24 protein-coding genes and 1 tRNA gene are annotated in these 25,970 nt (G+C 42.1%); 10 read left to right on the top strand and 15 right to left on the bottom strand.

All coding sequences use genetic code 11. The features are described 5' to 3' along the window. Positions 1-139: 139 nt before the first annotated feature. The gene (gene miaA, locus H6G32_RS05650) at positions 140-1,039 is read left to right on the top strand and encodes a tRNA (adenosine(37)-N6)-dimethylallyltransferase MiaA (RefSeq protein ID WP_190455961.1); all 900 of its coding nucleotides are present in this window, start codon (positions 140-142) and stop codon (positions 1,037-1,039) included. A 52-nt stretch (positions 1,040-1,091) separates the two neighbouring features. Here the strand turns inward: miaA and H6G32_RS05645 are convergent, their stop codons facing one another. Next, positions 1,092-1,775, bottom strand: a complete 684-nt coding sequence (locus H6G32_RS05645; RefSeq protein WP_190455959.1) for a Uma2 family endonuclease — start codon at positions 1,773-1,775, stop codon at positions 1,092-1,094. Between the two features lie 371 nt (positions 1,776-2,146). Between H6G32_RS05645 and glcD the strand changes: the two genes are divergently transcribed. From glcD to H6G32_RS05620, 5 genes are all read left to right on the top strand, one after another. Beyond that, on the top strand, positions 2,147-3,619 hold the full coding sequence (gene glcD / locus H6G32_RS05640; protein WP_190455957.1) for a glycolate oxidase subunit GlcD: 1,473 nt from the start codon (positions 2,147-2,149) through the stop codon (positions 3,617-3,619). A gap of 459 nt (positions 3,620-4,078) precedes the next feature. Next, positions 4,079-5,299 carry a glycoside hydrolase family 10 protein gene (locus tag H6G32_RS05635; protein WP_190456083.1) on the top strand — a complete coding sequence of 407 codons (1,221 nt, stop codon included), beginning with the start codon at positions 4,079-4,081 and terminating at the stop codon, positions 5,297-5,299. After that, entirely contained in the window at positions 5,296-5,871 is a 576-nt protein-coding gene (locus H6G32_RS05630; RefSeq protein ID WP_190455955.1) for a hypothetical protein, read from the top strand. The genes H6G32_RS05635 and H6G32_RS05630 overlap by 4 nt, the downstream gene beginning before the upstream one ends. A gap of 428 nt (positions 5,872-6,299) precedes the next feature. After that, positions 6,300-8,537 carry a sensor histidine kinase gene (locus H6G32_RS05625; RefSeq protein ID WP_190455953.1) on the top strand — a complete coding sequence of 746 codons (2,238 nt, stop codon included), beginning with the start codon at positions 6,300-6,302 and terminating at the stop codon, positions 8,535-8,537. A gap of 62 nt (positions 8,538-8,599) precedes the next feature. After that, a tRNA-Lys gene (locus tag H6G32_RS05620) sits at positions 8,600-8,671 on the top strand. 207 nt (positions 8,672-8,878) lie between these two features. On the opposite strand, the gene H6G32_RS05615 is transcribed toward H6G32_RS05620, so the two are convergent. The 8 genes from H6G32_RS05615 to H6G32_RS05580 all read right to left on the bottom strand — a co-directional run bounded on the left by H6G32_RS05615 (position 8,879) and on the right by H6G32_RS05580 (position 15,229). Beyond that, on the bottom strand, positions 8,879-10,318 hold the full coding sequence (locus tag H6G32_RS05615; protein WP_190455951.1) for a hypothetical protein: 1,440 nt from the start codon (positions 10,316-10,318) through the stop codon (positions 8,879-8,881). A 101-nt stretch (positions 10,319-10,419) separates the two neighbouring features. Beyond that, positions 10,420-10,743 (bottom strand): DUF433 domain-containing protein, encoded by a 324-nt coding sequence (locus H6G32_RS05610; protein ID WP_190455949.1) that lies wholly within the window; start codon positions 10,741-10,743, stop codon positions 10,420-10,422. Positions 10,744-10,841: 98 nt separating this feature from the next. Then, a complete protein-coding gene (locus H6G32_RS05605) occupies positions 10,842-11,135 on the bottom strand; it encodes a helix-turn-helix domain-containing protein (RefSeq protein WP_190455947.1) in 294 nt (97 codons plus the stop codon). Further along, positions 11,132-11,482, bottom strand: coding sequence for a type II toxin-antitoxin system RelE/ParE family toxin (locus H6G32_RS05600; protein WP_190455945.1), 351 nt, complete (start codon positions 11,480-11,482; stop codon positions 11,132-11,134). The genes H6G32_RS05605 and H6G32_RS05600 overlap by 4 nt, the downstream gene beginning before the upstream one ends. Before the next feature lie 174 nt (positions 11,483-11,656). Further along, the gene (locus tag H6G32_RS05595; RefSeq protein ID WP_190455943.1) at positions 11,657-11,884 is read right to left on the bottom strand and encodes a type II toxin-antitoxin system MqsA family antitoxin; all 228 of its coding nucleotides are present in this window, start codon (positions 11,882-11,884) and stop codon (positions 11,657-11,659) included. A gap of 17 nt (positions 11,885-11,901) precedes the next feature. Continuing rightward, complete coding sequence (locus H6G32_RS05590) at positions 11,902-12,126, bottom strand: DUF4258 domain-containing protein (RefSeq protein WP_199328007.1); 225 nt, start codon at positions 12,124-12,126, stop codon at positions 11,902-11,904. Between the two features lie 405 nt (positions 12,127-12,531). Next, complete coding sequence (locus H6G32_RS05585; protein ID WP_190455941.1) at positions 12,532-14,085, bottom strand: NAD(P)H-hydrate dehydratase; 1,554 nt, start codon at positions 14,083-14,085, stop codon at positions 12,532-12,534. 391 nt (positions 14,086-14,476) lie between these two features. Continuing rightward, on the bottom strand, positions 14,477-15,229 hold the full coding sequence (locus tag H6G32_RS05580) for a hypothetical protein (RefSeq protein ID WP_190455940.1): 753 nt from the start codon (positions 15,227-15,229) through the stop codon (positions 14,477-14,479). A 284-nt stretch (positions 15,230-15,513) separates the two neighbouring features. Between H6G32_RS05580 and mnmA the strand changes: the two genes are divergently transcribed. Further along, on the top strand, positions 15,514-16,569 hold the full coding sequence (gene mnmA / locus H6G32_RS05575) for a tRNA 2-thiouridine(34) synthase MnmA (protein WP_190455938.1): 1,056 nt from the start codon (positions 15,514-15,516) through the stop codon (positions 16,567-16,569). Between the two features lie 400 nt (positions 16,570-16,969). Then, positions 16,970-17,368 (top strand): hypothetical protein, encoded by a 399-nt coding sequence (locus H6G32_RS05570; protein ID WP_190455935.1) that lies wholly within the window; start codon positions 16,970-16,972, stop codon positions 17,366-17,368. Positions 17,369-17,423: 55 nt separating this feature from the next. On the opposite strand, the gene H6G32_RS05565 is transcribed toward H6G32_RS05570, so the two are convergent. After that, on the bottom strand, positions 17,424-17,846 hold the full coding sequence (locus H6G32_RS05565; protein ID WP_190455933.1) for a hypothetical protein: 423 nt from the start codon (positions 17,844-17,846) through the stop codon (positions 17,424-17,426). Continuing rightward, on the bottom strand, positions 17,839-18,264 hold the full coding sequence (locus H6G32_RS05560; RefSeq protein ID WP_309232563.1) for a Panacea domain-containing protein: 426 nt from the start codon (positions 18,262-18,264) through the stop codon (positions 17,839-17,841). Before H6G32_RS05560 ends, H6G32_RS05565 begins: the two co-directional genes overlap by 8 nt. Before the next feature lie 286 nt (positions 18,265-18,550). Between H6G32_RS05560 and sat the strand changes: the two genes are divergently transcribed. Beyond that, positions 18,551-19,717, top strand: coding sequence for a sulfate adenylyltransferase (gene sat, locus H6G32_RS05555; protein WP_190455929.1), 1,167 nt, complete (start codon positions 18,551-18,553; stop codon positions 19,715-19,717). A 28-nt stretch (positions 19,718-19,745) separates the two neighbouring features. After that, the gene (locus tag H6G32_RS05550) at positions 19,746-21,893 is read left to right on the top strand and encodes a caspase family protein (protein WP_190455927.1); all 2,148 of its coding nucleotides are present in this window, start codon (positions 19,746-19,748) and stop codon (positions 21,891-21,893) included. Positions 21,894-22,349: 456 nt separating this feature from the next. On the opposite strand, the gene H6G32_RS27040 is transcribed toward H6G32_RS05550, so the two are convergent. The 4 genes from H6G32_RS27040 to H6G32_RS05535 all read right to left on the bottom strand — a co-directional run bounded on the left by H6G32_RS27040 (position 22,350) and on the right by H6G32_RS05535 (position 25,894). Continuing rightward, positions 22,350-22,472, bottom strand: coding sequence for a hypothetical protein (locus tag H6G32_RS27040; protein WP_255502404.1), 123 nt, complete (start codon positions 22,470-22,472; stop codon positions 22,350-22,352). A gap of 531 nt (positions 22,473-23,003) precedes the next feature. Continuing rightward, positions 23,004-24,986 (bottom strand): glycine oxidase ThiO, encoded by a 1,983-nt coding sequence (gene thiO, locus H6G32_RS05545; RefSeq protein WP_190455926.1) that lies wholly within the window; start codon positions 24,984-24,986, stop codon positions 23,004-23,006. Positions 24,987-25,089: 103 nt separating this feature from the next. Then, positions 25,090-25,536 carry a hypothetical protein gene (locus H6G32_RS05540; protein WP_190455923.1) on the bottom strand — a complete coding sequence of 149 codons (447 nt, stop codon included), beginning with the start codon at positions 25,534-25,536 and terminating at the stop codon, positions 25,090-25,092. A gap of 16 nt (positions 25,537-25,552) precedes the next feature. Next, positions 25,553-25,894: a 2Fe-2S iron-sulfur cluster-binding protein gene (locus H6G32_RS05535; protein WP_190455921.1), complete on the bottom strand. Its 342-nt coding sequence runs from the start codon at positions 25,892-25,894 to the stop codon at positions 25,553-25,555. Positions 25,895-25,970: the final 76 nt, after the last annotated feature.

The raw sequence follows: 25,970 nt of genomic DNA, 5'->3' as shown, positions 1-25,970 counted from the left end.
GGCGTCTGTAGAGCAATTTAGAGAGAAGTTTATACTGGGGTTGCAGTCCATCAAAAATTGGGATCTGTTCCCAAAAATTCAAAATTCCCCAGGTGGATTCTTCATTTTTAATTTTTAATGGGAGCGAAGGGACTGACTAATGACTAAATTGATTGTGATTTGTGGAGCGACGGCGACGGGTAAGTCAGGTTTGGCTGTGGCTATGGCTTTGCGGTTGGGTTGTGTAATTCTCAGCGCCGATTCTCGTCAAGTGTACCGCGAGTTTGATATTGGTACGGCTAAACCAACTGTGGCTGAACGAAACTTAGTGCCGCACTACTTAATAGATATCTGCGAACCAACTGACATAATGACGGTAGCAGATTATCAGGAGCAAGCACAAGCTTTGATTGCTGCTGGTGGGGTTTCACCTATGTTGTTGGTTGGTGGGACTGGTTTATATATCCGTTCTGTCGTTCAAGGGATGAAGATTCCGAGGGTAGCACCGCAACCAGAATTGCGATCGCAACTTGAAACTCTCGGTCAAAGTCAACTCTATGCGATGTTACAACAAATTGACCCAGTTGCCACACAAAAAATTCACCCTCATGACTTTGTGCGGACTTTAAGAGCTTTAGAAGTATATTATGTCACAGGAAACCCAATTTCCCAACAGCAAGGTGAAAATCCACCAAATTACCCGATTTTGCAAATTGGTTTACATTGCGATGTCGAAAAATTAGGCGTCAGGATTCACAAACGCACCGAGCAAATGATAGCAGATGGCTTAGTAGCGGAAGTAGAGTATTTGTCTCAAAAATATGGCGTTGATTTGCCTTTATTAAACACTTTAGGATATCAAGAAATTAAGCAGTATTTAACTGGAGATATTTCTTTAGAAGAGGCGAAACAATTAACGGCTTTGCATACGCGGCAATTTGCCAAGCGACAACGTACATGGTTTAGACCATATCCACAAATTGAATGGTTTAATGCAGATAGTGCTGATTTATTAGAGCAAGTTTGGCAGCGAATAAATAAATTTTTATCAGATGTGTAGAAACCTTTCAGCAAACATCTCTAGAAACTATTAGACATTTCCTTAAATGCCTCTACATATTATGAGGATCTACACCTAATGCCCTTAACCTTTCGGCTAGTAATTGAACACGTCGTTCTGCTTGTTGGGCGCGTTCATCACCAGTCGGTAAAACAGTCCTATCTTGGTAGCACCAGCGTAACCAAGTATCATGTCTACCTTCAAACTCACCTTCCGAGAGAGTTACACCTAAATTAATATCTTCTAACCAATTTTCCGTAACTTCAACGTAACGCCTATTCTTGAGTGCATAAACCCTTAGTACCTGTTCTCCTAATTGCCGATTTTGGTCATAGATAATGTAATAATTTACCTTGATATGTTCATAAATTCTGAGTTTTTTACCCAGTTCCTCCCCTTCCTGATTAGAGACAATTTCAATTGCCACTTCTGGAGATTTGCCAAACCTCCAAACTAGGTAACAACGGTTTTGTTTTTCCCACCAATTTTCAGGAACTTGCACATCGAAGCTAACGAAAACGTCAGGGACAATAGGGGGTTCACCATAAGTATGATAAATGCCAACATTAGCTTCAGCTAAAAACATCTGTTGCAAAGAACTGTAAAGAGAACCGACTAAAAGGCGTTGTTGTTTGGCAGATGCGAAATTATCCACAGGTGTATCATCTTCAGTGACTAGTCGGTTGGCATCTGGCACATCATAATCGTCAACATTGATTAAAAGTTGCTCAACCATAATTTGATCCACTATTTGATAGAGTTACTTTTATATTAATTCATGGCAGGTGGCAATTGCGCACACTTCATAATATTGATTTTTTTATCAAATGCTACTTTACTCATAGTAGAGATAATTATTTTGCTTCAAATGGATTTTCAAAATAACGAAACCTTCATCTATTATGATAATAGAGAACCCTTACTACAGCCAAACAGCCCCAAAGTTTGCAACAATAGAAAAAATATATCCACTCTTACCCTTGCAAAACAGCTTGAATTGATCAAAAACTCTCCCCTTCCTCTGGTGCGTGAGAAAAAATAACCTCCGCAAGCAAACCAATAGCCTGACAGTAAAACTAAACATCTACCACTAATAGACAAAAACCTATGCTTACCCAAGATAAAAAACAAATAGACTGGAAACCCATAATCAAAAAATTCGAGGCTGTACTCGGCAAAAACGGCGTAGTCAAAAGCCGTGAAGAACTCATCACCTATGAATGTGACGGTTTAACCAGCTATCGCCAACGTCCTGGCTTAGTGGTTTTACCGAGAACTACAGAACAAGTTGCCGCAGTTGTCAAGATATGCAACCAATTTTCTGTTCCCTTCATTGCACGGGGTTCTGGTACTGGCTTATCTGGTGGTGCTTTGCCCTCAGAAGACTCGGTTTTGATTGTCACATCTCTAATGCGGCAAATACACAAAATAGATTTAGAAAATCAGCAAGCAATTGTCCAACCGGGAGTAATTAACAGTTGGGTAACGCAAGCTGTTAGCGGTGCTGGATTTTACTACGCTCCCGACCCTTCCAGCCAAATTATTTGCTCAATTGGGGGCAATATTGCCGAAAATTCTGGCGGGGTGCATTGTTTGAAATACGGTGTTACCACTAACCACGTTTTGGGTTTAAAACTCGTACTTCCAGATGGTGAAATTGTGGATGTAGGGGGACAAATTCCCGAAATGCCTGGTTATGATTTAACAGGTGTTTTTGTGGGTTCAGAAGGTACTTTAGGTATCGCCACAGAAATCACTCTGCGAATTCTCAAAAGTGCCGAATCAATTTGTGTGCTATTAGCAGATTTTACCAGCGTCGAAGCGGCGGCGGCCAGTGTTTCTGATATTATCAGCGCCGGCATTATTCCCGGTGGAATGGAAATGATGGATAATATCAGCATCAATGCAGTTGAAGATGTTGTAGCTACGAATTGTTACCCTCGTGATGCCACTGCAATTCTGCTGGTAGAAATTGATGGTTTAGAAGTAGAAGTGGCGGTGAATAAACAGCGGATTGCCGAAATTTGTCTCAAGAATGGAGCGCGGAATATTACTACGGCTAATGACCCAGAAACCAGATTAAAATTGTGGAAAGGACGCAAAGCAGCTTTCGCAGCTGCGGGACATTTAAGCCCAGATTATTATGTGCAGGATGGAGTAATTCCCCGGACTCAATTACCTTATGTTTTGCGGGAGATTGAGTCATTAAGTCAAGAATATGGATATACTATTGCCAATGTCTTTCATGCTGGCGATGGCAATCTTCACCCACTAATTTTGTTCGATAATTCTGTACCGGGGGCATTAGAGAAGGTGGAAGAGTTAGGGGGAGAAATTCTCAGGCTTTGCGTGAAAGTTGGTGGCAGCATTTCTGGTGAACATGGCATTGGTGCAGATAAAAAATGCTATATGCCAGATATGTTTAGTGAAGCTGATTTAGAAACTATGCAGTGGGTACGGCAAGTATTTAATCCTCAAGGTTTAGCAAATCCGGGTAAGATATTCCCCACACCGCGCACTTGTGGGGAAGCAGCCAATGCAGCAAATATTAAGCAGTTCGCAGGGGTGGAAAAGTTTTAATTTTGCACTAAAAAATGTCCTAACTTCTACAGTAGAGATATTGCATACAATGTCTCTACATATCCCCTTGTCTAGGTTATAGCGATTAAGAGTTACGTGAGGTACAGATAATATTTTGAAACGCAAAGGGACGCAAAGTAAAGCGCAGAGGTACGCAGAGATTTGTACCTCAGCAGACTAGGAAACGCTATAGCAAAGGGAAAGTGTGGAAGATATTTCTTTATGTTTTATACCAATTCTGTATGAGGATGCGCCAAACTATATTAGAACTTAAGTTCAAGCAAGATAAACAAACCACAAAGGACACAAAGAAAGAAAAAACAAGAGGTCAAAAAATACAGCGTAGCCTCACAAAGAAATGGGATTAGTAAAAAATAGTTAAATCTTTATATATTCCGGAGGGTTAAGACTTTATTTTGTAGTTATATGTACACCTACAAAACCAAGTTAAGCCTACAGATGAAGCGGTTGATTCGCCGTTGTATTTTTTACTTCCTCTATCTGGTACTAGTAGCCTATTTAACAGTTTTTTCCCTTTCATCGCATTTTGTGACTTCTCCACAAGCAAATCCTTTAAAAACAGAAATTCGCGGTGTTTGGCTGACTAATGTTGCTAGTGGTGTCCTTTTTGTACCTTGGGGGATTAACCGCGCTTTGAACCAACTATCGGCTCTCAATTTTAATACGGTTTATCCTGTTGTTTGGAATCGGGGTAATACTTTTTATAAAAGTTCTGTAGCCAAAAAAGTGACAGGTTCAGAAACTGAATTTTTATTGAAATTAATGCATGGGGGAAAGGATTTTTTATCTAAGTTAGTGAAGCTGGCTAAAATTAAAAAAATAAGTGTTATTCCCTGGTTTGAATATGGGTTGATGACCCCGCCTAATTCTACATTAGCGAAGAGATACCCGGATTGGTTAACAATTGGGCAAACAGATATTATTTCTGTTCAAGATATCCCCCAGGAGGAAATTAATAATGGCTTTCCTACTCAGCAAGCTTGGCTTAATCCCCTACATCCTCAAGTTCAGGAGTTTATTCAAGGGCTAGTTGTGGAAGTTGTCAGTAATTATGATGTGGATGGGGTGCAGTTTGATGATCATTTTGGAATGCCAGTACAGTTTGGTTACGATCGCTTTTCTATCCAACTCTACCAGCAAGAGCATGAAGGCAAAAGTCCCCCTACTGACCCTTTTAACCCAGAATGGATGCGTTGGCGAGCGGATAAACTGACGGATTTTATGGCACAAATTTATCAAGCTGTGAAAAAGGTTAAACCGAATGCCAAAATATCGCTGTCTCCAAATTCTCAATATTTTGCGTATAAATACTATTTGCAAGATTGGGAAACTTGGGTGAAAAAAGGTTTGGTTGATGAGTTAATTTTGCAGGTATATCGAGAGGAGCAAAGCAATTTTATCTGGGAATTAGAAAAACCTGCGGTAAAACTGGCACGTAGTTTAATCCCCGTAGGCATTGGCATCTCAGCGGGAACACTGCGTAACCCTGTAGATATAGCCCGAATTAGAGAACAGGTACAAACAGTGCGCGATCGCCATTTTAATGGTATTTCCTTTTTTTATTGGGAGAGTTTGTGGGGTTATATCTCCCCAGAATCACCCAAACAGCGACGCCAGGCTTTTCAAGAGATGTTCCAGTCTAAAGCTATCAAACCATGATCAAGGTAAAAAGTGACCAAACTAAATTTAGCTGGACATTGCTGTGGATTTTAGCTACTTTTGGTGGGTTTTTGCTGAGTTTACCCTTGATTGAAATCGGCACACGGAGAGATATTGGCATCCTAGAAGCCTCTATCGGAGGAATGGCGATCGCCATTCCACAAAGTTGTATACTCAATTCATCGATCTTATCAATGCGGTGGGTATTAGCAACGCTTTTTGGTTGGGCGATGATTGGGGCCACTAGTGTGGGTGCAGTGGGTTGGATTGTACACACAACTCAGTCTCTCCCCCTTAGACTCATCTGGGGGACAATATCGGGAGCTATTGGCGGATTCGGCGTTGGTTTGGCACAATGGTGGTTAGCAATTCCCCAATCAGTCCCCAAGGGGTGGCAATGGGTGTTAGTCAGTTCAGGAAGTTGGGCTGTGGCGATACCTATAGGCTCGGCTGTAGGTATGTTTCTGCGTCGCCTCACGCAGTTATTCTTAGGTGAAGTCGTCGGATTAGCTATCACTTGGCTGATAGTCGCCATCTTGACAGGCATTAACGCTTATAGATTGCTTAAATAACTCTCATTTTTTCTCAGGAACTTAAAGTCTACAGCTAGAAAGTTTGTCCAGATTGGGTTTTAGCAATTGCCAAGGGGAATATTCCATGGTTTGCAACTCTCCCAGGGTAGCAATTGTATGAATAATTATAACAATTATGAACCCCAACGCTGGTTTTTATCTCAGTATATGCAACAATTCTAAGACATTATTAACAATGAATCTCCGTAACTTCTCACGAACCTGCATGAGCATTTTCGCCTTCAGAAAGCAGGATTTGTAAAGCTTACTCTGATTAGCTTTCCGAGATATCTGTTAAGAAGCAGAGAACGATACAAATATTCATGAGCAAGGGCTGATAATGCATAGCTTTAGGCGCTAAGGAGCATTGTATTAAATACAAAAGAGAGCGCCTAGAAGAGTCATCAACACAAAAAAGGGACTCTCTAATGACAATAAATCCAGTTGAATCCATCTTAGAGTTGAAACAACCAGCACCTCCTCAGATTCTCTTCGGCACAGAAGTAGATAAAAAAAGCAGTAGTGAGCAATTTCTACTGAGTATGTACGATTCTGTGCAGGCATCTATATTTGTAGTTGATGTTCTCGATGACGGAGATTTTCGCTATTTAGCGCTCAATCCTACACATGAACGATGGCTCGGTATCCGTTCTGATGAACTCCGGGGTAAAAAACCAGAGGATATCCTTTCAGCTGTAGATGCGGCTAGAGTGCGTCAGCATTACGCTGACTGTGTGCGCTTTGGCAAAACCATTTCCTACGAACAATGTTTGCAATTTCAGGGAAACACTACTTGGTGGAGTACGACGTTGACACCACTACGAGATGCAGACTCCAGAATTTATCGACTGATTGGCACTAGCAGTAATATTACTCCTTCCAAGCAAGCAGAACAAGCACTTGGATGGCAAGTTGAACGGGAACGTTTGTTAGAAGCAGTTGCTCACCGAATTCGTCAAGCTGAAGATTTAGAAACAATTCTCCAGCAGACGGTGAAAGAAGTGCGGCAGTTGCTAGAATGCGATCGCATCTTGATTTATCGCTTACAGCCGGATAGTGGTGGGATCATTATTGCCGAATCAACCATCACTGCTAATGGCCAGCTACTAGGGCAAAACATCAACGATCCCTGTTTTAGCAGCACCCATCGCAAACGCTACAAGCGCGGTTGCATACAAGTTGTTGAGGATATCTATGCAGCCGGCTTACATCCTTGTCATCGAGATTTTCTCGCTTCTTTACAGGTGCGAGCTAATTTGATCGTACCAATTTTGGTACAACAGGAATTATGGGGGCTGTTGATTGCCCAGCATTGTTGTAAACCTCACCAATGGCAGCAGCCAGAAATTGACTTGCTCAAGCAACTAGCAACTCAAATCGGCATTGCAGCCCAACAGGCAGAACTGCATCAGCAGGTAAAATATCTGCAAGCTCAACTGGACTTGCAGAAGCAGCAGTTGCAGCAGACGCAAAACTTTCAAGGGCTGATACGCCGAATTACCGAACAAATCCGCGACAATTTAGATGAAACCAAAGTTCTGAAAACAGTCGCAGCAGAATTGTCACATTTACTCAAACTTGAACGTTGCCAAATTGAATTTTATAGCACCTGTCACACCTCGGCAACCGTTATCTGTGAATACACCACAAATTTACCTCATTGCCAGGGATTAACCAGACAGATTGCCGACTTTCCCGAAGTTTATCAGCCACTATTGCATAAACAAATTTTGCAATCTTGGGAAATCGTCCCCGAATGGCACTCAAATTTGCAAGTTGTCACCCAAATGGCTTGTCCCATTTTCGACAATCAAGGCATTTTAGGCAATATTTGGCTAATTCGACCAACACAAGGGGCATTTGATGAATTAGAGATAGCTTTAGCCCAGCAGATAGCCGATGAATGTGCGATCGCCATCCGTCAATCTCAACTTTACACCCAAACCAAAGCCCAGCAACAAGAAATCACCAACCGCGAACGCCTAAAAAACGAATTTCTCAGAACCCTTTCCCAAGAACTACGAACCCCCGTAACTAATATTAGCCTCGCCGCCCAAACTCTAGAAAGTGTTCTCACCCCAAACGGCAAAATAGATCCAGAACTCATATCCCAACTCTTGCAGATTCTCCATAACGAATGTGGACGAGAAAGCAAATTAATTAAAGATTTGCTCACCCTCACCTATCTTAAAACCGAACCCGAACCACCGACATTAATCGCCATAGACTTACAAACCTGGCTTCCTCCCATTGTCGAATCATTTCGCGATCTTGCCAGTTGCCAGCGACAAAAGTTAGAATTGAAGATTGAGGCAGAACTCCCGCCGTTAGAAACAGATATCACCGATTTAGAGCGAATTGTCAGCGAACTCCTGCACCATGCTTGCAAATGCACCCCGGAGGGCGAAGAAATCACAGTTTCCGCTTACCTAACAGCAGACTCGGTGCAGCTAAGTCTCAGCAATTCCGGTGTTGAGATACCCAGCAACGAACTATCCCAGATATTCCAGCCATTTTATCGCATTACCAAAAATGCCCCCTGGAAATCCAGCGACACCGGGCTAGAGTTAACTTTAGTGAAGACAATGGTCAAGCATTTAGGCGGCTCAATTCAAGCAGAGAGTGCAGCCGGTCAAATCACCTTTACGATTAAATTTCCCCTTTAGCCAGTTTTTCAACTGCAACACTGGCGGAAGCATCAAAATCCTGCTATCATGGTTTTTAGTGTGGGTGACTAGCTCAACGGTAGAGCAGTAGACTCTTAATCTATTGGTTGCGGGTTCAAATCCCTCGTCACCCACTAACAGCTTTTTAACTAAATAATAATATATTACCCTGAAGCGCTAAGAAAAATTTAGCGTTTTTGTGTTTTGGGGGAAAGTGGGGAAAATGCGATCGCGCTTTCTTTCATTGTAGGTTGGGTTGAACAAAGTGAAACCCAACAATTATCTTGATAGTGTTGGGTTTCGTCCCTCAACCCAACCTACAATGCTATAGCAGATAAAGCTTATCTCTCTACATGAATGTTGTATTTCTGAAGGGTAGTCTTTAAACTTGAGCAACTCCATGATTGGTATACTTCCCAACGTTGTCCATTTTCATCAAAATATCCTTTTTCACAAAAAAACATTGCCAATTTCTGCCACGAATCTTTTGTAAATTCAAGATGATTAATAGTTGCAATAAAAAAACATTCAATTACTTTTATACTTTTTGAAGCATGGTAAATTTGATCATTGCTCATAATAGCTTCTAATATTTTTTTAATCTGGATAAACGAAAAATAAGATGCCATAGGAATTAATATTGTATTGCCTAATACTTCGGCATCATTATAGCTGGATACTTTTGAATAATACAAAATAGCTTCTTCTGCAAAAATAGGATTTGGATATTTTGTTATAATTTCTAGTTTTGACGAATAGTTAAACTTGTTAAATAGTTCTATTAAAAAAGGCTTCAAATCTTCTATACTTAGACTATCAAATAGTTTATAATCAATGACTTTAGTTAATTTTTCTTGTAAATTCTTGTCTTTGATAATAATCTTTAGAAGTTCTTTTATATGTATTTTATTTCCTTCTGTTAGCCAATTCCAGCATCTTGAATCCATGCTTAATAATCTAAAAATAGAAGCTAATCCATGATCATTAGTTAGTCTCTCCACTATACTGGGGAGTTTTGCCGACAATCTTTCTTCATAAATGGTAGGACGTACACGGCGAATAGCTATTAAAACATGAGAAATTTCATTTACTTTAGACATAAAATCTGGTTCTTCCATTAGAAGGAGAGTTTTCAGTAAAACATCAATCAAATTTCTAATAAAAGATTCTTTAGAGCGATTAAGGTATTTTGTATTTAGCAAAGTACAAACTACCTCCAAATCTGGTGGAAATAATGTTCCTTTGATCTCAGACATAATGCGCTCAATAGCACTTTTACCCTGCACAGGCTGGTGTTGCAGAAGATGTAATATTGCATGGACAATATGTGTGCGAACTAATTCAGGAGTTGGTTGAAATAATGCTTCTTCAGCTACAAAAGCTGGATGAGCACATAGATTACGGTCTGCCTTCAGTCTTTGTAAATCTGTATACTCATGTAGTGACAAGAATTCATATGACTGGTCTGGACTGTCTGTTGTGCCTTTGTATGCATTCTCAAGAAGGAATTCCTCAATTTTTTGTAATTTAGGAATATTTTTGGAACTAATAGCCTTGTCAAGGTCTTTAATAAAGTCAGAAGCATTTGGAGTACCTTGACTAGCTAGTTCCTTAATTTTTGCAATAATGTCGAAACAAACAGCTATCCAAGTTGCAACTATTGCTGCACGGTATGCCCCTCCTCTGTATGCATTTACTGCCTCTGAAATATGGGAACGAGATGTTTTATCTCTGACACTGAGTATAAGGTCGTCTAAGTCTGCGAGTCTAACACTATTCATATTATTACCTAATATTTTTTCTTAAATTCGTTGAATTTGCTTAGTATATTCTTTAAAGAAGCATAATGAGCTACAAAGTTACATTTTCGTCTAAACTGAATTTAATCTTGTTCATGATTACGAGTTTTTAATCTTTGTTGAACAAGAGATTTTGTTTTAGTTTTCAGCTTTCGGGCAAACTCTTCATCTTCTTGCATTTGCTGATGAATTTCATCTTGATGATCATAATAGTATGCTAAAGCAGCATAAACATCAGATAGAGTAATGCTGGGATAATCATGGAGAATTTCATCGGGTGACATTCCCATTTTTTCGTGCCAAATAACTATATCTTGAACACGAATGCGATGTCCGACGATGCGCGGTTTTCCTCCACAGACTCCGGGAGTGATTTCAATATGTTCTTTGATGACAGATAGAGACATAATGTTTAACCTTGATGTTGTATCGCTTTCCTTATATTACAATTAAATTAAATTAACTCGTAACTGTGCATTGGGTAAGCCGTAACGCAGCCTACTAATTAAACAGTGTCTATTAATTCAAAATGTATTTTCTTGCCAATTACTCTAGCAGCCCGATCAATTGTGTCTAAGGTTACAGATGTATTATCTGGGTCTAAAAGTCTATCGATAGATGATCTACTTGTTTTCATCTCTTCTGCTAGTGCTTTCTTAGTTATATTTTTCTCAGCCATAGCTTGTTTAATTTGCCAAGAAATAACTCTTTTAGTAGCAATTAAATTGATTTCATCAAATGTTCCATCTTCTTCTAAAAACGCATCAAAAGAGGAACCAATATGAGGATTTTTATTCATTTATTTGCCTCCAGTTTTTGTTTACGTTCAACAGCTAATTCTAATGACCTTTTTGGGGTTTTCTGAGTTTTTTTGATAAAACCGTGCAGTAGTATCATTTTACCTTCATGAAAACAAAAAAATACACGAGCTATTCTACCCTGTGGTAAGTCGGTGCGGACTTCAAATAATCCATTACCCATTGGACGACAGGTTGGCATTCCAATGGGCCAACCATATTCAACTGTTTTTATATCAGCACCAATTAAAGCTCGTTCATCTTTAGGTAAACTCTTTAACCAGTCACGAACTGGTTCAGTACCATTTTCGTTTTTATAGAAGTTCGCAGGAACTAATTTATCTGTCATTAATCAAACCTAATTAAATCCACACGCTGGCTTCGAGATCAAGTAGTATGTCTCTTTACATTTGGTGTACAGAATGTTAGATTTGATATCATACAATATTTGTACCTTTTTTGGTACAGTTAGTCAATAGGTATTTTAATCAAAACATAACAGGCATTAAATAAGGATGTTTAACTACCCAAAACTAGCGACTTCTACAGGACGTTCAACGGCTAATTTTTTCCGGTTAAGTTTAATCTGCTCAATTTGGTGAAGAGTTTCTGCTGTCAGGTAGCTTTCACCGCAATGAGAACAAGTTAGTAGCGGAATGTTTTCTATAACCAGCAAGTCTTTACCCTTTCCATAGGTTCTAGTAATTTGGCGGATTTTTACACCATCGCTTCCACAAATATCACATAGCATTAGCTGCTTTCCTGGTATTAGGGTACATATACAGTAATGATAACAACCTTTCCAGTTAGACCGAGCTTTGCAATTATCTCAACTTTGCCGCCATCAAGGGTGAAACCTCTAATACGGTATTTAGATTCTGCTGTCACCCTGTCTTTCTGACGTTCTAATATTTCACCTGTGAATACACCTTGCTCAATATCATAAATTGATAAATTGTCATCGCTCATTTCTTCTTCAGCATGGAGTGTCATCACATACTGGCGAGAAGCGATTTTTTCTTTGATTCTTTATAAAATTTCATCAAACAAGGTACGAATCTCAGATGAAGTAGATTTTTACAGTTTACATTCAGGTAGTAACGCATTATTAGAGATTTCCAAGAAATAAATTACCCAATCTTGTGGGATGGGCATCCTGCCCGTCCTATATTCCGGGCGGGCTAGAAGCCCACCCCACAAGAAAATTTGGGATATTTTATTATTTGGAAGTTCCTTAAAGTTACTCAAAGCGGTGCGTTAGGCAAGTATCCCGAACAGGCGAGACGCCTGTTCTACGAATAAATGATTTTTGTTTCATTTTTCTCTCATTTTTCTCTCTGCGTCCTCTGCGTCTGGAGCGGTTCGTTAAAAAATAACTTTTTACAAAATAGAGAAAATTCAAATCTGCTTCAAAACAGGCATTAAATATTGCGTCAGCGTAAACGCATCCACACCCAATTCTGTACGTTCTTGAGCGGCTAAAATACCTGCTTGAGAATGCCACCATGTTGCAGTTGCAACAATATCCTCAATGGGAATTTGCTTAGTAGCCGCTTGCGCCAACAACCCACCAAGTAGCCCAGTTAAGACATCACCACTACCGCCACGGGCCAAGGCTGGAGTACTTTCAGGATTAATCCAAACAGCGCCTTGGGGATTAGATATGGCTGTTCTCGCCCCTTTTAATAATATTGTCGCACCACATTGAGATGCAGCTGCTTGCACAGCTTTGATTTTGTCTGCTTTAACATCACCAATATCGGGAAACAACCGCTGAAATTCACCTGTATGGGGAGTGAGAACCGTTGCAGCGTGGCGTTGTTGTAAAGTGGGGATAGTTCCCAATTGCGCCAGGATATTTAAAGCGTCAGCATCAAGCAGCAAGGGTTCTGCGCTCTTGATTACTGCTTCGACAATGGGTGTGCTATCTTTAGTTAAACCGGGGCCAATGGCGATCGCACTAAAAGAACTCAAATCAGTTTTTTCCGGTAACTGCAACTGCGATATAGCCCCCGTTTCCGTCTCAGGACAACCGATAATCAGCGCTTCTGGCAAATGAGACACCAAAAGATATTTCAACGATTCCGGTACCGCTATCGAAAGCATCCCCACACCACTTGCTCTCGCACCCAAACCCGTTAAAATTGCCCCACCTGCATAACGCCGCGAACCACAAATTAATAGTAAATGTCCTTCCTTATATTTGTGAGTAACTGGAGGACGAGGAAGAGGTAAATTTGAAAGTGCCGTAACTTTGGTAATGCGTTTAATCTTCGGTACTTCCCCTAAAACAGCTTGCACATCTACCAAGGGAATATCAAAATCAATTAATTCAACTTTACCAAAATAATCTAAAGCTTGATCTTGCAAAAATGCCAACTTCCACAAACCCAAACAAAAAGTGTGAGTAGCGCGAATTGCAGTTCCTAAAACTTCACCTGTATCCGTGTGAATACCCGAAGGTAAATCAATACTAAAAATTGGCTGATTCCGTTCATTTAGTTCATTAATTGCCGTTGCGATGTTATCAGTAATTGTTCTTTCTAAACCAAAACCAAACAACCCATCAATCAAAAAATCGCAATCTGGTAATTGTTCAATAAGTGAATAACAGGGAATAGCCAAACTTTGGGCATATTGTAAATGCTGCGTAGTTAATTCCTTCAACTTTGAAAAAGGCGAATAAATGCCAACTTCATACCCGCGAAAATGCAATTCACGGGCTACCACCAAAGCATCACCCCCATTATGACCAGGGCCGACTAAAATTCCCACACGCTTTTTAAGATGGGTTGGGGGAATCAAATCTTGAACGCGACGTGCAATAAGTCCCGCAACTTTTTCCATTAAAGCGACTACAGGCATACCTGCTGCAAAAATCCGCTGTTCAATATCGCGCATTTGTCCAGCAGTAACCACTACTTGCGAAATTTTTTCTTGCCTATCTTGCATCAGTTTTAAGTCCTGAGTTATGAGTGCAGTTGAGTCCCATAGAGTTTCCCTAACCCTCCCCTAGGAGGCTAGAGTGTATAAACAAGTTATTCGATTACCCAAAAGTCCTCCAAAACCTCAAATAGTCCTAACGGACATCCCTCTCCTTCTGAAGGAGAGGGAAAGGTTCTGCTACGCAGAACCAGGGTGAGGTTTTGTTTTCTTGAGATGTTCGATAAAGAGAGACTTGTGTGTACACCGTAGCCTAAAAGAGGAGGGAAGGGGAGTAAGTCTCAAAGCTTCTCTCCTTGCAGGAGAGAGGTCAAAGTGTATGGCAGAAAAATGAGAAGCACTATATTAATTAACCCCTCATTCTTTAGTTTTACCTCTTGATTCAGCACTCAGCACTCTTTTATTTTCCGTAATAAACCCTGGCATTACCATAACCAAAGTCTTGCAGATATTTATTCCATTGTTCTGCTTCTAAGCGCTGGGTAAAAGGGCCCACAGCTATATGCCATCCTCGCGGTTGATTTCTTGAGAAAACGCCGATATTTGGGCCGATATTCTGGCGAATTCGTTGAGAAATGTTGGCTAATTTTTGGGATTTGGCGGGAATAGCGACATAGTAAAAATTAGAATTTTCACTTCTATCATTTCGGTTATTGCCTCCATTAGTGGAAATAACGGTTTCCTCTGCATTAGAGAAGCTGGCGATACTTACGTTATAGATACCATTTGATGCCAGTTCATTAACTCGTTGTTGGGCATTAACTCTAGTACTAAATACTCCCGACTGGATGACAGTACGCCCATTCAAGGGACGGGTATAAGCACTGCGCTCAATCTGACGTACTCGTTGCAGTATTTGAGGGTTATCGCTATCAACGTAGACAAAGTAGCGCTCAAAGTTCTGGGTATTTTGACTAAACTTTATTGGTTGGGAGGGCTGATAGTTCTGGTTAGAAAACTCTACTGGTTGCTGCTGGAATATTACTTGTTGATTAGTGGGAACCTCTTGGAGATTTGGCAGTGGTGGTAAAGTTTCACTTCTCCTTTGCTGCCCTTGTGCTGGGTTACAGTGGGGAATCAGTGCCAAGCATCCTCCTATAAATAAGGGTAGCAGCGGTAACGCGATAAATCGACTTGGTATTGCACTAGACATATTAGTAATCAGCTTCCTAGACAGTTGGCTAAATGATTTTTCGACACTTCAGTGTTAGCTTAGAATTAGCTTATCTGGGTGATAATAAATACATCTACCAGCAATCTTAGCCGCTGTCAGTGAAAAATGGCGCGGATGAAATAACAAGTTAATAGCCTAAAAACTGAAGCGCATTTCTAGTAAGGCTTTGAAGATATGTGTGCTATAATTAAGCGGTCACGTTAATCTCGTGTGGTGCTGGTATGAGAAATCTCAGCTAGCACAAAAATAAAGATTTTAAGGATATGAAAAAAGTCGTCGTTGGTCTTTCTGGTGGTGTTGACAGTTCCACCGCTGCTGCTATCCTGCACCATCAGGGCTATGAAGTGATTGGTTTGACTCTTTGGCTGATGAAAGGAAAGGGTCAATGTTGCTCTGAAGGAATGATCGACGCGGCTGAAATTTGTGAACAACTGGGGGTTCCCCATCAGGTTGTAGATATTCGAGATGTCTTTCAGACGGAAATTGTTGATTTTTTGGTGACTGGTTATAGTGTGGGAATTACGCCGTTACCTTGTTCACAGTGCAATAAGACGGTGAAGTTTGGGCCGATGGTTAAGTATGCCCGTGAAGAATTGGGATGCGATCGCATCGCTACAGGTCATTATGCCCAAATTGCCTACGATGAAACCACAGGACGTTACCAATTATTCAGGGCTGTTGATCGCAACAAAGACCAGTCTTATTTCCTTTATGACTTGTCGCAAGATTTACTTGCAGCAACCGTATTTCCCCTTGGTGAATTACAAAAAGCCGACACCCGCCGCATCGCCACAGAATACGGTCTAAAAACCGCTGATAAGCCAGAAAGTCAAGACTTGTGCTTAGTGGAAAGTAACGGTTCTATGCGGGCATTTCTGGATAAATATCTGGCTCCCAAACAAGGCGAAATTGTGGATACCACAGGCAAGGTTTTGGGACAACATGATGGTGTCCATCATTACACCATTGGTCAGCGTAAAGGATTGGGCATTGCGGCGGCTGAACCTCTGTATGTGATTGAATTGGATGCAATTAATAATAGAGTGGTAGTAGGCGATCGCACCAAAGGAACCCAGCCAGAATGCACCGTCAACCGCATCAACTGGGTTTCCATCGCTGAACCATCAGCCCCAATTCGCGCCGAAGTGCAAATTCGCTATCGTTCCACCCCCGTACCCGTGACGGTGATTCCTCTGGAAAACTCCCGCATCCGCTTAGTATTTGATGAACCCCAATTCAGCATCACCCCCGGACAAGCTGCGGTTTGGTACGACGGCGATAAGGTTTTGGGTGGCGGGATTATTGAGTCATTTAGTTGAACAAAACCGCCCCTCTTCGCTTTGGAGGGGTAGTTTTGTTTTTACATCGATTTTCAAGTAAATAGACCACGCGGTAGGGGCACAGCATTGCTGTGCCCCTACGAGAGATATGGTTCAAATAGATGAAAACTGCTGTAGTTCAGCTGTATATCGTAAAGGCAATGAATATAGCAATCCTATTTGATTTGTGAACAGGTTTTTTTAAACGAACCGCCAAGACGCCCGCGCGCAGCGATGCCCGTTGGCGTAAGCCTGCCGTTAGGCATAGGGCTGTAGAACGCCAAGGGAAAGAGAATAATCAGAGAGGTTGCAAGTTTCACAAATGATTTAGGATTGCTATATCTGATTGTCAAACCTGATAAATATGGTACTGAAAAGATAGTCACTTATGGAGTCAACGATGACTGAAGCAATTTTAAATGAGCAAGAACTAACGAAGAGGAATATTTTACAATTATTCTCGCAGTTGGCTAATGTTTATCAAAATACCCGCAACGAACGACGAGAAATTATTATTCAATTTCCTCCAGAGGATGAAGAGTTTTCATTACTAGAAGAACTGGAACTTTTAACAGTGAATATTAGAGGTTATGCCAGTCAACTTCAATCCACAGGTCAAATTATCAACACATCTCAGGCAATTGACCAACTTCAAACAATACGAGTTTTCAATGTGCCTCAGATTGCCAGATTTTACTTTGGCAGTAATAGCAAATACGAACAGATGAAGAGTTATGTTAGGATGTTGGATTACTTACGGTTAATACTGTTGGAATATTTGCAGTTTCAGATAAATTAAAATCAATTTATCTGAGTTAAGCCTATATTTTATTCAGCAGGATATGGAGAAATCATTAACCATGATCATAAAGAGTAAAATCTCTATCTAGCCAAATAACATAAAAAACGGCTTTATCACGATAGCCAACCATCGGACTTTTTCCAGAAAAGCGAAAAGCAATAATATTTACATCTTCAGTAATAAACTTGGGAATTGGCGCTTTTATAGCAACTCTAGCAATTTTTTCATAACCAAGTCCGTGTCTATCTTGTGACTGTATCTGACACCAGGTTAACTGACTCAATTTGTGAATTTTTAAAGCAAATGCCGCTTGCTCATCTTTCGTACATTTAGTTATACAATATTCATTATCTAGGTATCTTAGAGAAAATATAGGTGGTTGTTGTTCTGGAGATTCTTCTTGTTTTGCAGATGGAGTCCCTAACTTATTTCCGCTTTCCTTTGGCGGTTGTTTAAATTTTCTCTTGCTACTCATCTTCATTCACAAGCTGAGTTTTGAAGTATTTTTTCAGAGATTGAAAAATGATAACATCTCCTACGGATGTATCTTTCCAAGGATCTTCATTGTGAGTCATATTTCGCAATTTCCAAGCAGAAAATTGACCATAGACATTGTAAACTTCATTTAGCAATTCAACAGTTTGCTCATTAAATTTTGAAAAATCAATATCTTCAGGAATAGGAATCGCATCAGAACCACAGTTTTTATACTCATGATAAACTTCAGGCACTACAGGCCCGTATCTCCAAGCTTCGATAGGCTCAGAAAAAAGAGGTTTATCATACAGCGCTAAGTGAAAACCTTGAGCATAGTAAAGCAATTTTTGCAGCTTGAGATTAGAAATTAAATCCCCAGCATCTTCGTCTGTTTGAGCTAGAAAATACTTAGCCACATCATGACAACTGAGCATACTTGTTTCCTTCTATCTTTAACAATTTCGGCTACTATCCTTCTCTGTAAACAGTACAGGTAATTCAGTTTCCGACATTGACGGTTTTTTATTAATAGTACTATTGTACTACACAAGCCGTAAAATATTTCAACGCTTCCTAATCTCGCCCTTTCCGACCGGCAATCAATAAAAACTGATAAACTTTTTGTTCACTGTGTACCTACCTGATAAGTTAGTACATACATAGTTTGCAACAATTGTCGTTAAAAGAAAGAAGGGATATACGTTGAGTTACCATTTAGATGCTATTTCCCCCCACGGTGGAGAGTTGGTTAACCGGGTTGCTACACCGGAACAAAAAGCAGAATTTCTTTCAAAAGCTGACTTTTTGCCGCGAGTGTCGCTTGACGATCGCGCCGTTTCTGATTTAGAAATGATTGCCATCGGCGGTTTTAGCCCACTCACGGGCTTTATGAACCAACAAGACTATGATCGCGTAGTTACAGAAATGCGGCTGGCTAATGGCGTTGTCTGGTCAATCCCCATTACTCTGTCGGTAACAGAAGAAGTTGCCCAACCCCTGCAAGAAGGCGGTTTAATCCGTTTGGATAACCCCAGTGGTGAATTTATCGGGGTATTGCAACTGACACAAAAATATCAGTACGACAAAAGCCGCGAGGCGATTAATGTCTATCGCACTGATGACGCTAAACATCCAGGAGTGCAGGTACTCTATGGTCAAGGTTCCATACATCTGGCAGGAGATATTTGGCTATTACAGCGCGGCGCCCATGCCCTATTTCCCAGCTATCAAATAGATCCCGCAGCCTCACGGCAAATGTTTAAAGAGAAGGGTTGGAAAACCATCGTCGGCTTTCAAACTCGTAACCCCATCCACCGCGCCCATGAATACATCCAAAAGTGCGCTTTAGAAACCGTGGACGGGTTATTTTTACACCCATTGGTTGGGGCGACTAAAGATGATGATATCCCCGCTGATGTGCGGATGCGTTGCTATGAAATTTTACTAGAACACTACTACCCCTTAGACCGGGTAATTTTGGCAATTAATCCGGCAGCGATGCGTTATGCTGGGCCACGGGAGGCAATCTTCCATGCTTTAGTCCGTAAGAACTACGGCTGTACACACTTTATTGTCGGACGAGATCATGCTGGTGTGGGTGACTACTACGGCACTTATGATGCTCAGTACATCTTTGATGAATTTGCCCCTGGGGAATTGGGCATTGTGCCAATGAAATTTGAACATGCTTTCTACTGCACCCGCACCAAACAAATGGGGACGACAAAAACAAGTCCCAGCAAGCCAGAAGAGCGTGTTCACCTGTCGGGAACAAAAGTTCGGGAAATGCTACGCCGGGGTGAATTACCCCCACCAGAGTTTTCCCGTCCTGAGGTGGCGGCTGAGTTGGCGCGGGTAATGCACGCCTAATTATCAGCTGAGGACTGATAGCTAATTTATGAAACGGCGGACGTTTTTACAACGGATGGGCTGGCTGCTGACGGTGTTGGGGGTAACTGAGGCTGAGTGGTTGACTGTGGGAAATCGCTATTACCAAGCTTTAGCACAACCCAGCCCCCGGAAGTTAGCACTATTAGTGGGCATCAATCAATATCCACAAAGTCCAGCCCTTGGTGGTTGTTTGACTGATGTGGAATTGCAAAAAGAACTTTTGATTTATCGCTTTGGCTTTCTCGCCGCAGATATTCTCACTTTAACTGAGGAACAAGCTAGCAGGGAATTCATTGAGGCGGCTGTTTTAGATCACCTCGGTAAAAAAGCTAAACCCGGTGATGTGGTCGTTTTCCACTTTAGCGGCTATGGTACCCGCGTCCAATTGGGAACTTTGCCGGACACGGTGCAAAATGCTCTGGTGCCAGTTGATGAAAATCAAAATTCACAAAATGATCAAATAGCCAACTATTTATTAGAAGAAACTCTTTGGCGATTGTTGCGATCGCTTCCCACCGACCGAGTGACAGCCGTCTTGGACACCAGTTACTATGAAATGAGCACATTACAGCCCACAGGGATGGGAATTCGCGCCCGCCCGCAATCGTTAAAAGCCAGGCTAGCAGAGGCAGAACTTGATTTTCTCCAACAACTGAAAACGCAAAACTCAATACTTAACAATCCTGTTGTGTTGTCAGCGACATCAGACCCAAATCAGGTGGCGCAGGAGTTCTTATTGTCTGGTTTAAGTGCCGGGTTATTTACCTACGCCTTGACGCAATATCTGTGGGAAAACACCCCAGCAACGACTCAAGTCATCCTTTCCCGTGTGGGGAGTACTATGTCCAAGCTGGGTAGCAATCAGCAGCCCGCTTTATTGAGTGAGGGAAAAAATACTCAAGCTGCTTTCATTGTCGATAATTTCTTTCTCGACCCCACTGGGGCAGAAGGCGTAGTCATAGCTACAGAAGAGGATGGTAAAACTGTTCAGGTATGGTTGGCAGGGTTACCCCCGCAAGTTCTGGAATACTACGGTGTGAATTCCCGACTCAATATAGTCACCGGAGGACAGTTAGTATTGCGTTCGCTGAAAGTGGACGTTTCGCCATCGCGGAGTGGATTAACAGCCAAAGCCCAAATTGCCAGCCCAGAAAATAGCAACCTCCCACAAGTCGGGCAACTTGTCCAGGAAGCAGTGCGGGTTTTACCCCGAAATATTGGCTTAACAATTGCCCTAGATACCAGATTAGAAAGAATTGAGCGGGTAGATGCCACCAGCGCCTTTGCCACATTTGCCGGTGTATCAACTGTAGTCGCAGGAGAAAAACCAGCCGATTATGTGTTTGGTAAACTCATCAAAGCTCACACTCGCTATGCACTATTTTCTCTAGGTGGTGAGCTAATTCCCAATACATCTGGGGAAATTGGGGAAGCAGTGAAAGTCGCAGTGCAGCGTTTAGCGCCGAAATTACCAAACCTCCTAGCAGCAAAGTTATGGCAACTCACAGATAATGAAGGTTCTTCCCGTTTGCCAGTTAAGGGAACCCTAGAGATTATGGACGGGATATCGCCTCGCGTGGTGATGCAACGGGAAACAGTGCGAACTCGCAGCGCTAAAACTGCGAATAGCATACCACTGGTAGCTATACCCACAGTGCCTGTTGGTAGTCGGATGCAGTACCGGGTGCAAAATTTGAGCGATCGCCCTTTATATTTCATGCTGCTGGGATTAAATAGTAGTAGTATGGCGATCGCCTTTTACCCTTGGCAAGTTTACCAACAACCCAACATTGCCGAAACCAAAGCCCTGCTCCACGATATAGTCATGGCTCCAGGGGAAACCCTCACCTTACCAGAAATTGCAATTGTGTCTGAATGGGCAATTCCAGGACTAGCTTATGAATGCGAACAGCTATTGATTTTCAGCACCGCCCCCTTCAGTGAAACCCTTGCCGTCTTGGGTGCTAACTATCCCACGGGAGTCCGAAAGCCCATTGGCCCATTGCTGAACCCCTTAGAAGTTGCTCAAGCCCTGCTCCAAGACTTGCATAACGCTAGTGCAATCCCTGGCGAGACTAACAGCAGCCCCCCTGACTCCTATATTTTGGATGTGAATAATTGGGCAAGTCTTAACTTTAGTTTTCAAATCTTGTAAGCCAGAATTACAGCAGATTGGAACTTGGTGAGGTACAGATTATTGTAGGGGCACAACAATTTTGTGCCCCTACCCGTGTACTTCATTTACCTGAAAAACGCTGTACTTTCTCAACCGTGATTTTCCTGCTATATAAAACCTAGACAAAGCTAGACTTTACTTTCTACTTCAACGGGAGCATGGGAGCGGTTATCCCTCAGTAGACTTACACGCTGTAGCCCAACGCCATCTTTCTTTTTTTTAGATTCTCAAAAAGACTATCACTATCATTGCTTGGTTTTCGCGTCAGCAACAGTCTTATTCAATATTTGGGACATGGGAATTATATATCGAGTATTTGATTTTTTCAACTAAAATATTATATTGACAAAAGTCAACATATCTATAGCTTTGTCTAGAAAATTGTCAGCTTAGGACTAACTCCTCCTTGTCCAGGGGGAATTTTTCGCATTTACCTTAACCGGCTAGGGCGGCGAGATTCATCGCCTGAGCCATAACTGGTGGGTTTTGTGAAAGTGCGATGGCCCAGAGCGCCATCGCACTATTAATCAACCCAATTACCCTATGTTTGTATACCAAACAACCTATCTCTATAAAAATTATCTTTTTTGAGAGTCGAAAGGCGTAATATGGGTTCTAACCTTTGACTAATGAGTTTTTGATCAATATTATTTATTCTCAAGTCACTAGGTAAGCAATTACTTGGTAACGAAAATGAGGTAACAATTATGTCAGTGCAACCTTTTCAATCTGAGTTACTTGTTGAACTAACCACAGAGCAACAACAGATTCTATCTGCCGGACAATGCCCTAGTAGATACTTCCTAAATGCGAGATGCGGCTGGTACGTCCCTGAAAGTCCTTTTGGCGTTCAAACTTTTGGTGCTCCGGCTCCTCGGCCTGGGAAACCCAGAAGAGGACGCTAACCACTGATTCGGGAAACGCTATCAGGTTCATACATATACCCCCCACCCACGCCAGTTCGCGCAATGGGGGGCAAAGAAAAATTTTGATAGGTTTTCCGGGCTTCTATCTGTCACATTTTTTTTTCAAATTGGTATTATAAAGGTGATATTAGCGATCGCAAACACCTAGGAGAATAAATCCCGGTTACTCACCAGTAATCTTGCCCGTTAGCGGCGAACTAGCACTAGCGTAGTCTTTAACCGGCATCCTTCCCGCCAGATATGCTAGACGACCGGCGACGGCGGCGAGATTCATCGCCTGAGCCATAACTGCTGGGTTTTGTGAAAGAGCGATCGCACTATTAATCAACAAAGCATCTGCCCCCAACTCCATCGCCTGGGCAGCTTCCGAAGGCGAACCAATACCCGCATCTACCACCACTGGGATCTTGGCATTTTCAATAATAATCTGAATATTGGCAGTTGTTTTCAGCCCCTGTCCCGAACCAATGGGTGATGCTAAAGGCATGACTGTGGCACAACCAACATCTTCTAAACGCTTGGCTAACATCGGATCAGCGTTGATATAAGGCAACACAGCAAAGCCTTCTTTAACTAATTGTTCTGCTGCTTCCAGTGTGCCTATCGGGTCTGGGAGTAAATACTTAAGGTCTGGTATTACTTCTAACTTAACAAAATTATTATCTTCCTGTCCCAATAGTTTCGCCATTTCCCGCCCCAAACGGGCAACACGAATCGCTTCTTCAGCAGTTTGACAACCTGCGGTATTGGGTAACATCCAGATTTTCTGCCAATCCAGGGCTTCCGCTAAACCTTCATGTCCAGCGGCTTTGGTTTGTACCCGCCTCACTGCTACAGTCACAATTTGGCAACCACTAGCGGCAACGCTTTGCTGCATTTCTTCAATACTGCGATACTTACCCGTTCCTGTCATCAAGCGTGATTGAAAGGTTTTCCCAGCGATAATCAGTCCTGAGTCTTGAATGCTAGGTACTGGAGGCTGTAAAGATAGGGTTTTACCGTTTCCGTTGGAGAAATTGGCCGGGTGAGTAAGCATGGTTGGGGAGGTAGATGGCTGGCTATGAAAGCGCGAATAGTGAAAATTAGCAAGTAGGGAATCTGACTTTTGTGACCAAATCAAATCGGCAATCAATGCCGCTGTTATGGGTGTAAGCAAAATCCCATTGCGATGATGTCCAACGGCAAAGGTTAAATTTTTACAGTGGCTAGTGCCCAAAATTGGTAATTCATCGGGGGTAGCTGGGCGAAAACCCCACCAGAATTCGAGTATGGGGTAATGGGCTAATTGGGGATATAGGCGAATGGCTGCTTGTAATAAGCTTTGAATACCGGCTGGGGTATTGTGGGGAGTAAAGCCGACATCTTCACTAGTTGCTCCAATAATTATGGAACGATTTCGCCTGGGGACAATGTAAATATCTTGCCCATACAAGACTTGCGTCAAGGGTAATTCCGGCAAAAATTCCGGTATTTGTACACTCAGCATTTGCCCTTTGCGGGGATGCACGGGTAGTGGTAATAATTGATTTGACCAAGCACCTGTAGCTAAAACATATTCTGCGGCGCAGATCACCCCAATATTGGTTTGTACACCTACAACCTGGCCTTGTTGTTGCCTAATAGCTTCTACTGTAACGCCGTCTTTGAGTTCCACACCAAGGGACTCGGCGGTTGCCCACAGAACTTGAGCTAGAGCTTTATTGTCAACTTGGGCATCTTCAGGATACCACCAGCCCCCAAGGACTTCTGCACCCAATCCTGACTGATATTGATGAATTGCTGCTTGATCTAACCAATAGGCGGGGGATTCACGGGAATATGGGGGTAAAGAAGAATTTTTTTCCTCTTGCTGTTGATAAACCGGTGCTAAAATCCCACAGGGCCAATACCCGGTACTGAGACCGGTGAGTTCTTCTAGCTTGCGCGTCCAGTGTGGATATAAAGAACGCGATCGCCAACATAAAGAAAGCATTGCCCCATTTTGGATGTTTTCCGCATCTGGTGCCAACATCCCAGCCGCCGCATGGGCAGATGCCGCGCTGAAATCGCGGCAAAGTACGGTGACATTTGCCCCACGCAATTTTAGTTCGATGGCGATCGCCAAGCCAATAACGCCGCCACCAATAATTAAAACATCACTAGTCATTAGTCATTAGTCATTAGTCATTTATTATTAGTACATAACTAATAACTCATAACTAATAACTCGTAACAATAACTCATAACTCGTAACTAACGACTAGCAGCAGTTACCACAAAGCGCGAATTGGTTCTTTGTCTTGATTGATATTCTCAGATGGAGTGGTTGTTGATTGAGCTTCTGTTGCCGAATTTTCTGGAGTCGTGTCTGATGTATCATCAGTATTTTGTGCAGTCTCCGTAGAAGCATTATTCTGGGCAACCCTACGCCGATTCTCAACTGCCGAATCACCATTGCCGCTGGTAGTGCTACTCCGGTTTTCAACTGCCGAATCATTATTCCCGCTGGTAGTGCTACTCCGGTTTTCAATTGCCGAATCATTCCTACTCGCTGTACTATTAACATTGATATTCGCTGGGAGAACGCCCTCTGCTTGGCGGACTGGGGGAACTTTAGCGCTTTGTTGTCCGCCCATGGGAAAATTGATGCCTAGCAGTGTACCTAGCAAAATCGCTAAACCCCCAGCCATCAGAATTAACGGTGTCCATCTACCCATCTTGTTTCTCTCCTTTTTAACCTTCTGGTGTCCACACTATTTGAGAACCTTGACCCCAAAATCCAGTAAACTTCGTCACTTTTACATCATCACCTAAAACCTCAGTTTGACAAGCTAAACGCAGGTCTGATGTAGGAGAATGGGGAGGAAGAGAGCGCCGCGCTTTGTCACGCCAATTCGCTGCGGATACTTCGCCTTCTACCTTAACCGCACAGGTACCACAGCTGCCAATACCTCGACAGTTGATTACCTTCGCATTGCCGTTATAAAGGTCAATACCGTTGTGCAGCAATATCTTTCGTAAATTGGCGTGGCTCTGGCACTCAATTGTTTTACCTTGAGCTAGTACCTTGGGCATATTTAGATTACCAAACTGGCTTTTTGTTGTATATTGGCACATCGCAAGAGAAAGTTGTCTCGAAGGTCTCAGTCTT

Origin of the sequence: Cylindrospermum sp. FACHB-282, assembly GCF_014697195.1 — a bacterium.
Lineage (GTDB): Bacteria > Cyanobacteriota > Cyanobacteriia > Cyanobacteriales > Nostocaceae > Cylindrospermum.
Note: the sequence above shows the minus strand (reverse complement) of the source record. Positions and strands in the feature narration are given on the sequence as shown.

What these genes read in the sequence shown, in the direction of transcription:
- H6G32_RS05595 (WP_190455943.1), bottom strand. Translation starts at nt 11,884, where the DNA reads ATGCTATGTGATATTTGTGGAAGCGATGGTGTAAAAATCCGCCAAATT.
- H6G32_RS05585 (WP_190455941.1), bottom strand. Translation starts at nt 14,085, where the DNA reads ATGCAAGATAGGCAAGAAAAAATTTCGCAAGTAGTGGTTACTGCTGGA.
- H6G32_RS05535 (WP_190455921.1), bottom strand. Translation starts at nt 25,894, where the DNA reads ATGCCCAAGGTACTAGCTCAAGGTAAAACAATTGAGTGCCAGAGCCAC.
- H6G32_RS05630 (WP_190455955.1), top strand. Translation starts at nt 5,296, where the DNA reads ATGATCAAGGTAAAAAGTGACCAAACTAAATTTAGCTGGACATTGCTG.
- H6G32_RS05550 (WP_190455927.1), top strand. Translation starts at nt 19,746, where the DNA reads ATGAAACGGCGGACGTTTTTACAACGGATGGGCTGGCTGCTGACGGTG.
- H6G32_RS05625 (WP_190455953.1), top strand. Translation starts at nt 6,300, where the DNA reads ATGACAATAAATCCAGTTGAATCCATCTTAGAGTTGAAACAACCAGCA.
- H6G32_RS05605 (WP_190455947.1), bottom strand. Translation starts at nt 11,135, where the DNA reads ATGAATAAAAATCCTCATATTGGTTCCTCTTTTGATGCGTTTTTAGAA.
- H6G32_RS05570 (WP_190455935.1), top strand. Translation starts at nt 16,970, where the DNA reads ATGACTGAAGCAATTTTAAATGAGCAAGAACTAACGAAGAGGAATATT.
- mnmA (WP_190455938.1), top strand. Translation starts at nt 15,514, where the DNA reads ATGAAAAAAGTCGTCGTTGGTCTTTCTGGTGGTGTTGACAGTTCCACC.
- H6G32_RS05580 (WP_190455940.1), bottom strand. Translation starts at nt 15,229, where the DNA reads ATGTCTAGTGCAATACCAAGTCGATTTATCGCGTTACCGCTGCTACCC.
- H6G32_RS05565 (WP_190455933.1), bottom strand. Translation starts at nt 17,846, where the DNA reads ATGAGTAGCAAGAGAAAATTTAAACAACCGCCAAAGGAAAGCGGAAAT.
- thiO (WP_190455926.1), bottom strand. Translation starts at nt 24,986, where the DNA reads ATGACTAGTGATGTTTTAATTATTGGTGGCGGCGTTATTGGCTTGGCG.
- miaA (WP_190455961.1), top strand. Translation starts at nt 140, where the DNA reads ATGACTAAATTGATTGTGATTTGTGGAGCGACGGCGACGGGTAAGTCA.
- H6G32_RS05615 (WP_190455951.1), bottom strand. Translation starts at nt 10,318, where the DNA reads ATGAATAGTGTTAGACTCGCAGACTTAGACGACCTTATACTCAGTGTC.
- H6G32_RS05610 (WP_190455949.1), bottom strand. Translation starts at nt 10,743, where the DNA reads ATGTCTCTATCTGTCATCAAAGAACATATTGAAATCACTCCCGGAGTC.
- H6G32_RS05645 (WP_190455959.1), bottom strand. Translation starts at nt 1,775, where the DNA reads ATGGTTGAGCAACTTTTAATCAATGTTGACGATTATGATGTGCCAGAT.
- H6G32_RS05600 (WP_190455945.1), bottom strand. Translation starts at nt 11,482, where the DNA reads ATGACAGATAAATTAGTTCCTGCGAACTTCTATAAAAACGAAAATGGT.
- H6G32_RS05635 (WP_190456083.1), top strand. Translation starts at nt 4,079, where the DNA reads ATGAAGCGGTTGATTCGCCGTTGTATTTTTTACTTCCTCTATCTGGTA.
- H6G32_RS05590 (WP_199328007.1), bottom strand. Translation starts at nt 12,126, where the DNA reads ATGACACTCCATGCTGAAGAAGAAATGAGCGATGACAATTTATCAATT.
- H6G32_RS05540 (WP_190455923.1), bottom strand. Translation starts at nt 25,536, where the DNA reads ATGGGTAGATGGACACCGTTAATTCTGATGGCTGGGGGTTTAGCGATT.
- glcD (WP_190455957.1), top strand. Translation starts at nt 2,147, where the DNA reads ATGCTTACCCAAGATAAAAAACAAATAGACTGGAAACCCATAATCAAA.